This window comes from Bacteroidota bacterium, from assembly GCA_018698135.1.
Lineage (GTDB): Bacteria > Bacteroidota > Bacteroidia > CAILMK01 > JAAYUY01 > JABINZ01.
Genome location: JABINZ010000253.1, coordinates 1 through 8,424, shown reverse-complemented (window position 1 = coordinate 8,424; position 8,424 = coordinate 1). Strand labels below are relative to the sequence as shown.

At 34.1% G+C, this 8,424-nt stretch carries 7 protein-coding genes; 2 read left to right on the top strand and 5 right to left on the bottom strand.

Annotated features, from left to right (window positions below):
• On the bottom strand, nucleotides 1–218 hold a 218-nt coding region (locus tag HOG71_15775; protein MBT5992307.1), incomplete at its 3' end, for a RidA family protein.
• 116 nt (nucleotides 219–334) lie between these two features.
• Here HOG71_15775 and HOG71_15770 point away from each other — a divergent pair.
• A complete protein-coding gene (locus HOG71_15770) occupies nucleotides 335–1,687 on the top strand; it encodes a PQQ-like beta-propeller repeat protein (GenBank protein ID MBT5992306.1) in 1,353 nt (450 codons plus the stop codon).
• A 64-nt stretch (nucleotides 1,688–1,751) separates the two neighbouring features.
• Nucleotides 1,752–2,342: a glutathione peroxidase gene (locus tag HOG71_15765; GenBank protein MBT5992305.1), complete on the top strand. Its 591-nt coding sequence runs from the start codon at nucleotides 1,752–1,754 to the stop codon at nucleotides 2,340–2,342.
• A gap of 134 nt (nucleotides 2,343–2,476) precedes the next feature.
• Here HOG71_15765 and HOG71_15760 read toward each other — a convergent pair whose 3' ends face one another.
• The 4 genes from HOG71_15760 to HOG71_15745 form a co-directional block, all read right to left on the bottom strand.
• Nucleotides 2,477–5,734 carry an FtsX-like permease family protein gene (locus HOG71_15760; GenBank protein ID MBT5992304.1) on the bottom strand — a complete coding sequence of 1,086 codons (3,258 nt, stop codon included), beginning with the start codon at nucleotides 5,732–5,734 and terminating at the stop codon, nucleotides 2,477–2,479.
• A gap of 128 nt (nucleotides 5,735–5,862) precedes the next feature.
• Nucleotides 5,863–6,540, bottom strand: a complete 678-nt coding sequence (locus tag HOG71_15755) for an ABC transporter ATP-binding protein (protein ID MBT5992303.1) — start codon at nucleotides 6,538–6,540, stop codon at nucleotides 5,863–5,865.
• Nucleotides 6,541–6,549: 9 nt separating this feature from the next.
• The gene (locus tag HOG71_15750) at nucleotides 6,550–7,830 is read right to left on the bottom strand and encodes a glycosyltransferase family 4 protein (GenBank protein ID MBT5992302.1); all 1,281 of its coding nucleotides are present in this window, start codon (nucleotides 7,828–7,830) and stop codon (nucleotides 6,550–6,552) included.
• A 75-nt stretch (nucleotides 7,831–7,905) separates the two neighbouring features.
• Nucleotides 7,906–8,424, bottom strand: a 519-nt coding sequence (locus tag HOG71_15745) for a PQQ-like beta-propeller repeat protein (GenBank protein MBT5992301.1), incomplete at its 5' end; no start/stop codon positions are given.

Genomic DNA, 8,424 nt, shown 5'->3' with positions numbered 1-8,424 from the left:
TCTTTCATGTCGCGCACATAAATGGTGACTGAAAGAATATGCTTTTTGTCAGAACCTGCTTTTTCAAGTAATTCCTCAACTTTTTCCAGAGTGGTAACAGTTTGTTCTTTAATATCTTTGCTAGCATCTTTTGCTGTTTGTCCGCAAAGATAAATTGTACCATTTTGTTCAACTATTCTACTCATTCGTGGTGTTGAATCCATTCTTGTTATTGTCATAGGTCTTTGTTTTAATCTATTTTCAAAATTAATGATTCTTTCATGAAGCTGATGAAAAGTATTTTAGCTTAAGACAAAATTCTTTTCCTATTTTTATATCGACAAAAATCAAATACATGCACAAAAGAATCAGCGCTTTTCTCACATTCATTTTATTTTTAAGCTTCACTATCCAAGCACAGCAAATCCAAGATCAATGGCCAAGCTACAGGGGATACAAGGCCTGTGGAGTTATTGATAATGCTAATTTGCCGAATTATTGGGATATAAATCAGAACAAAAATATCAAATGGAAAAAGGATATTGAGGGTCTTGGTATGAGTAATCCAGTGATATGGGGAGATAAGCTTTTAATTACTACTGCAATTAGCAAACAGGATTCAGGAGGATTCAAAGCTGGTATTTATGGCAATATTGAATCGATTGAAGATGAATCGGAACACGAATGGCAGGTCATATGCCTGAACAAGAATACTGGAGAATTAATTTGGAAGCAAACTGCATATACAGGCATTCCTAAACAAAAACGTCATTCAAAATCTTCTCACGCCAATAGTACCATTGCAACAGATGGGAATTTCATTGTCGCTTTCTTCGGTTCTGAAGGGTTATATTGTTTTGATATGGAAGGAAATCTTAAATGGACGAAGGACTTTGGAACCCTAAAATCTGTTTTCTTTGCAGCAGAATCAGCTGAATGGGAATTTGCCAGTTCACCCATTATTCATGAAGGAGTAGTGATTATTCAATGCGATGTGTTGGATAATTCATTTATTGCCACTTATAACGCAGCTTCGGGAAAAGAGATTTGGAAAAAGAAAAGAAAAGAATATCCTGGCTGGTGCACACCAAATATTTATGAAAATGATGGGAAGACTATAATTGCTGTTAACGGTTTCAAGCACAGAGGAGGATATGATTTTGAAACGGGGAAAGAAATTTGGAATATGTCGGGTGGAGGAGATATTCAAATTCCTACTCCAATTATTAAGGATGATTTGATTTATTTTAACAGTGCTCATGGGAAAAGTTCTCCTATCCTTGCAGTAAAAACAAGCGCTATTGGAGACATCACATTAGAAAAAGAGCAAACCACTAATGATTATATTGCTTGGAGTATAGCTCGTGGTGGAGCTTATATGCAAACCATGTTAATTTATGGCGACTACCTTTACAACTTTAGGTGGAATGGTAATATCCAATGTTTAGATGCAAAAACAGGTCAAGAGATTTATAAAGAAAAACTGGGTAAAGCAGAGAGTTTTACTGCTTCTCCTGTGGCTTCAGATGGAAAGATTTATATTCCAAATGATAATGGAAAAGTTTATGTGATTAAAGCAGGAGAAACATTTGAAGTTATTTCAAAAAATTATTTGCGTGATTTATGTTTGGTAACTCCTTCAATTACAAAAGGAATTATTTACTTCAGAACACAATCAGGAATTATTGCTATAGCAAAGGATGAATAGGAAATGTATTAATTCTAAAATTAATATAGAGATTGCCGCACCTTCCTTCCTCAGGTTCGCAATGATGTCATTGCGAGGACAGCGGACGAAGCAATCTCCTAAATTTAGTATTATTCTTTTGATTACTTTGCTCTTCTTGACAAGTTCATTTATTGTTTCATCTCAAACCGACATAAAACCAATTTATCAATTTTCAGTTCTCGATATCCATGGCGATTCATTTGCCTTTGCTGATTTGAAAGGCAAAAAGGTAATGATTGTCAATACTGCCTCAAAATGCATGTATACACCACAATACCGTGGTTTTCAAAAATTATATTTGAATTACAAAGACAGTGGCTTAGTAATTATTGCTTTTCCATGTAATGATTTTGCTAATCGAGAACCCTATAATAACAAAAGTATTCGAAGAACTTGTGAGAAGAAATACGAGATTACTTTTCCTTTGATGTCTAAAATATCGGTAAAAGGAGAAAATCAAATTGAGCTTTACAAATATTTGACTACTAAGTCACTTAATGGTTATTCAGATAATAAAGTTGAATGGAATTTCCAAAAATACCTGATCAATGAGAAAGGTTATCTTGAGCATATAATTCCACCTAGAAAAGGACCAATGTGTGATGAGATTATTGAATGGGTTGAGAGTAAATGAATTCTTTTCAAATGCGATTTCATGAGCTTTTGTCATTCTGAGTGAAACGAAGAATCTATTCTCCTCAAATAAGCACTCTCTCTGAATACAGATTCTTCACTGCGTTCAGAATGACAGTGGTAGGAATATTCCTATTACTCACGCCTCAAATGCTCCAAATAATTCCTTTTAAGAGAACCTTTAGCTGTTAAATAAATACTAAGGAATCCTACTAATAATATTGATCCTAATAAGAGCAAAACAAAACCATATGGCAATGTAAAAGAAGGAGAAAGGAGTGAAGGCAATATGCCAATAAACGCAGCAATAATTCCGGTTATTAAGCCTAAAAATAGAATCAATAAGTTTTCAGTTATTATCAATTTGAAGATTTGATTCTTTTGATAACCTAGTGCTTTTAATAAGGCTAATTCATATTTTCTGTCCTGTAGATTTCTGAGCAGCACAATTCCCAACCCAATGGTTCCAATCAAAATGCCTAAGCCTCCAAGCATCATAAATACAGTTAAGTAGGAGTTGGTAACTGAGTTAAATTCTGCTAAACGCTGTGAAGTTGAGGAGATCTCAATTCCGCGATCAATAAACTGCTCATTCAACATTTGTTCAATTTCAATTTTCTTTTCTGTAGGGCCATCAACCAACATGATTTTCGAACCACTTATAGTTGGGAAATGCTTTTGAATGACTTTATTTGAAACAAGTATATTGCCCTGAAAAATTGAATTTCCGAGTGCTCCAACAATGATAAAACCAATTTGCTCACCAAACTCATCTTTATAAAACAATGTATCTCCAACTTCTTTCATCAAACCCCATGTAAGAACCGTTTGGTCAACAATAGCTGAGTAAATATTATTAGAGTCATGATGTTTTAAAAACATCCAAGGTGAGTTAATTAATGGATAGTAAAAACCTTTTGTAAAAGAAAATGAACTGCGATTTATGAAGTCTATATAATTTACTCCTAAAATCTGTGGATTTTGAACCAAATTCAAATTCAAACAACTCGCATCATTTCCTTCAACAACTTGCATCTGATGAAATTCAATATCTTTTGTGATTGTATCATCTAAGCCAAATCGTTCAATGCCATCCTCACTATTTAAATCATGTAAAATAGGAATACTGGTTTCTGCCCAAAATAAATATCCTCCTGTGCCAGATTGATTATCATTCTCAACACCATAAAAGGTTTTTCTGTTTGCTCCTGTGATGATAACTGCGAACGTTCCAAGTGCTAAAAGGCTTATGGTTGCAATGTTTCTTTTTTGATGCAATCCCAGATTTTTGAAAACCAAAGATTTGAGTGAAAAGTTTGCGTTTTTGCTTTTTTCATTTCTCTTACCAATGAATCTGTTTACAGTTAATACAATACCAATCAACATTAAAAATCCAGCTAAGAGAAAAGCTGAAGCATTATAATGAACACCATCAATGATTGAGTAAACAACAAGTCCTATTGCTCCTGCAAATCCTGTCCAGCTTATCCAAAGTGACCAATTTATCTTATTACTCTTTGAATTATTTTGTTTTTTAAGTGAAGAAGCAAGCTGTTGTTTTAATTGATTTCTGGTCACAAAATAGATTGATAAAAATGAGATCACCAAACCACTCAAGCCTCCAATCAATAGTGTAGAGGCTTTCAGATGAACGGATAGCATATTTGTTTTCACAGCATCTTGCCAAACCGAATTTAATCCTGAAAGTAGCAATTGGTTATAAAGAATTCCAAAACCAACACCAAGTAATGAGCCGACTGCCATTACCACTGAAGATTCGATTAGGCGGATTTTTAGTATTTTCTTTCTTCTGTAACCAATAGAAGCTAATATGGCTGTTTCCTGACTTCTGGAAGCTGTGTTTAATGCAAAAAGTAAAATAGTGAGTAAAACTCCCGCAAGAATTACAAAAAAGCTGAGGCTTAAAAAGAGTTCGCCAAAATCAACAGAGTTTTTGGCAGCCAATTTCCCTTCTCCTCTGGCATTTATAAAGCTAAGATTTAATTCAGCAGGATTAAGTTTTGATAAAATACTATCTGCTAGTTCATCTTCCGAATATTGATCCAAGCCGAATCTAAAGGAAGTGTATTGACCATATTTATTGCCCCAAAGTTTTTGACCAAGTTCGAGTGAAATAACTGCTTTGGGTGTTCCTTTAAATTCATCCCAATAATCTTCATCTTTATCTCTAATTTTGTCCAAATCAATTGGCACTCCTGTATTCCAGTCGCTGCAACTACCTGCATCAGCAAGTCCAGGAAACTCAGGCATCAGGCTTTTTCGATAAGGTCCATCATCAATTTCTGAGAATCCTATTTCATGGAATGAATGTTCTTTTACTTCTAGCTGACGTAAGGGACCAATGCTAAAATATTTCAATGTGAGTAAATCGCCATTCTCGATGTGTAAATCATTTTTAAGCCAGTTATTTACATGAATCCCTTCACCTTTATAATCTGATATTGCACTTACAAAAGAATAAGGTGTTTCAAATGTGTCATTTCTAATGGAATTTATCAAATACGTCAGTATTTTGTGTATCGGACTAAGTTCATTTAATGCAAGAGCAATTGATTCATCAATAAAGATTCGCTTTGATAAAACTTCGTATTTTTTTTCATCCTTAAGTTCCCTGATGAATAAACCGGCATCCTCAAGATTCCAAGATTTTTTTAAGCTTTCGTTCAGTAATTCCGCATTTATCTGATCGGATTTTTCCGCAAGAATTGTATTCACTAAATCTTCTAAATCTAATGTTTGGGCAAGTTGGCTTTGATTTACAAAAACATTAAAAGGCGCTTTTTGGTCTGATTGTAAAGAATATCTGCCCATTTCATGATCAGACAAAATTCTTTTGATTATTAGTCGAAAAGATATTGTTGCGTCCTTTTCTTCAGCAAATGGAGCATTTAATGGAATAACATCCACATTTGATACACGTAACAAAAGTTCATCTTCAAGACTTAATTCTAATTTTTTAGCAATGTTTTGACTGATATAGACTTCATCTTCTAAAGGAGCTCCTATTTCCAGATTGGAAAGCTCCCAAAAGGAATTGTCAATACCTAAAACCTGAACTTTATTGATTCTGGTATCAGTTTCTGAGTTTATGGCTATTCCCTTTAATTGTAGGAGGGAAGCTGAGTTTATTTCAAGCTCAGCAGATATTTTATTCGCCAATTCGTTGGTTACAAATCGATCTCCTGACTGAAGAACATATTCTGTATTTCCCAACCTTTTATCCACTAAAGAGTGTAAACTACCTCGAACTGAATCACCAATAATTAAGGCTCCGGTTAAAACGGCAGTACTAATAATGGTGCCAATTAGCAAAGCAAGATGCTGTTTCTTGTAGAATATTAAACTTCTATGTATCAGTTTTGATAATTTCATATAATAATCAAATCTCAAATAATAAATCTCAAACAAATTCCAATATCTAAATTCCAAATAACAATTGTTTGGAGTTTGATTTTTGAAACTTGTGATTTATTTGTCATTTGTATATTGTGGTTTGGGATTTAAATAAGAACTAATTTCTTATTTGACAACTTATAAACTTTCTTCATCTTACTAGCCAGTTCCAATGAATGGGTAACCATAACAATGGAAACATTCTCATCTTTATTGATCTGAGAAAGTAAATCGACCAATTCTGAAGCATTTTGTTCATCCAAAGAGCCAGTTGGTTCATCTGCCAGAATCACTTTTGGTTGATTAATCAACGCTCTTACAACTGCAGCTCGTTGACATTCACCCACTGAACAATGTGAAGGTGATTGATCAATTTTATCTTCCAATCCGACTTTTTTCAACAATTGCTTTGCCCTGATTTCAATTTTTGAGGCATCATCTTTATTGTTTGAAACCAAAGTGGGCAGAAGTACATTTTCTAACAATGTAAGCTGGGGCAGGAGATGATGTTGCTGAAATACAAAACCAATTTTAGTATTTCTGAATTCAGAGACTTCTTTTTCATTAAGTTGATTGATATTTTTTCCTTCAAACATTATATCTCCAGAAGAAGGAATATCTAAACTTCCAATCAAATTTAGCAGCGTGCTTTTTCCTGATCCTGAAGGACCTACAATTGCTATGGAGTCACCTAGTTCAATTGTAAGATTAATATCCAAAAGAACTTCCTGAATAATTTGAGAAGCATTTTCATATTGTTTTGATAAATTTTGTATTTCAATCATCTTTCTAAATTAAAGCTTAGAATAAATGCTAATCATTCTTTCTGTAAGGATATTGGTATTGTATTGTTCTTCAACCGCTTTCCGTCCATTTATACTCATGATATGTAAGGCTTCGGTATTCGATAGCACTTCCTCAAGTTTGCTGGCAAGTGTTCTGGAATAATTTGGATCAAACAAAACACCTCCATTAGTGTTTTCGATAATCTCAGGAAAGGCTCCAATCTTAGGTTGAACAATTGGAATTCCAGAAGCCAGTGATTCTAATTGATACATGCCGAAAGCTTCTCCCTTTAAAACAGGAACAGAGAGAACAGTCAAGCCTTTGAAAAAGTCATTCATGTTTTCTTGTTTGAAGTTTTCTATGAATTCAACATCTTCAAGAATGTTGTTTTTCTCAAGTTTTTTTAGCTGTTTCTTGATGAATCGTTTATCATCAGACGTTTTGCCTCCAGTAACTTTTAGTCTGGTCTGTTTGAATTCTGAATTCTTTTTAAGCAAGATAAAGGCATCGATTAATACTTCAAAACCATTTTCTTTATTTCGCCTTGATAAATACCCAATAGTTGGTATTTCAATATTGGGTTCATTGATTTTATAATGATCTGGATTAACTCCAATAGGAACCACATGTAGTTTTTCATTAGGAATTTCCATTTTCGTTTGCATCAAATCAGCAAAATATTGACTAACAGCTACAAATGCATCAACATCTTTTGCTTTGTACCCCATGAGTTTCCACACATAATCCTGATATTTATTTGACATTGCATCTACCCAAACATCTTCATCCTGCAATGAACAAACTACTTTAATATTTAATTCATTTTTAATTTTGTGTGCCAGCCCCAATAATAGAGCATTTGAAAGATGAACTACATCAGGTTGTTCAGAGGCAATGAAGTCAACCAATTGATTCAATTCTTCCTTTTGATATCCCTCATGTCCTTTGAGCATGGAAACCGTCATTTCTTCTAATCCTTTGGCTCGAGTAGATCCAGCTTTTTTAGCAGCATATCTTAAAATCCAACTGGAATTAAAGAAGTTCTTCATCCCCTTAGGCATTCTTCTTAGAAAAGGGAATTGTTGTTTTAAATATAGGTTTACTGCACCATAAAACACAGGAACATCTGTTTCAGCTTGCCTGTTATCTACTGAAAGTGGAAGATAAATAGGAAGGGTCATGGCATCATGTCCAAGTGAATTTAGTGTTTTGATAAAACCACTATCGCGTAAGCAATTTCCACAGTAAAATGTGCCTCCAAATCCAGGAACAATATTTATAATCTTCATATTCTCGTTTCTCGTTGCTGGTTCCTTGTTTCTGGTTATCGAATCAACGAGTAAGCAAAAACGAGAAGCAAGCAGCTAGTTCTTTTCAAAACAATAAACCTTTCCATCTCTACAACTCACCACAATCATATCTTTCACAACTGCAATGGTGCTTTGAATAGGACTTCCTATTTCGTATGACCAGATTTTCTTTCCAGTCTTTAAATCCAATCGATACACTCTGCCATCTCCTGATCCAAAAACGACTTCGTCTCCTGCAATAACAGGTGAGCCTTCTATTTTTCCTAAAGTTTTAAACTTCCACAATAATGCTCCAGTTTCTTTTTTGAAACAATACATATATCTATTCTGTGAGCCAATTACCACAAAATCTTCAGCAATTGAAGGAGAATTTACATAAGCCGTTGCATCTGCATTTTTCCAAAGTGTTTTTTGAGTTTCAAGGTCAATGCACATAAACTCTCCATCATAATTTCCAAAATAGGCTTTGCCATTTTCAATGGCCGGTGATGCGGCTATATAAGTTCCAATATCAATCTTTTCATTTGCTTTACCTGAATGAATATCGACTGAATGCAAGAATCCATCGCAACC

Coding starts and splice junctions, on each gene's coding strand:
- HOG71_15750 (MBT5992302.1), bottom strand. CDS start 7,830: ATGAAGATTATAAATATTGTTCCTGGATTTGGAGGCACATTTTACTGT.
- HOG71_15755 (MBT5992303.1), bottom strand. CDS start 6,540: ATGATTGAAATACAAAATTTATCAAAACAATATGAAAATGCTTCTCAA.
- HOG71_15760 (MBT5992304.1), bottom strand. CDS start 5,734: ATGAAATTATCAAAACTGATACATAGAAGTTTAATATTCTACAAGAAA.
- HOG71_15770 (MBT5992306.1), top strand. CDS start 335: ATGCACAAAAGAATCAGCGCTTTTCTCACATTCATTTTATTTTTAAGC.
- HOG71_15765 (MBT5992305.1), top strand. CDS start 1,752: ATGTCATTGCGAGGACAGCGGACGAAGCAATCTCCTAAATTTAGTATT.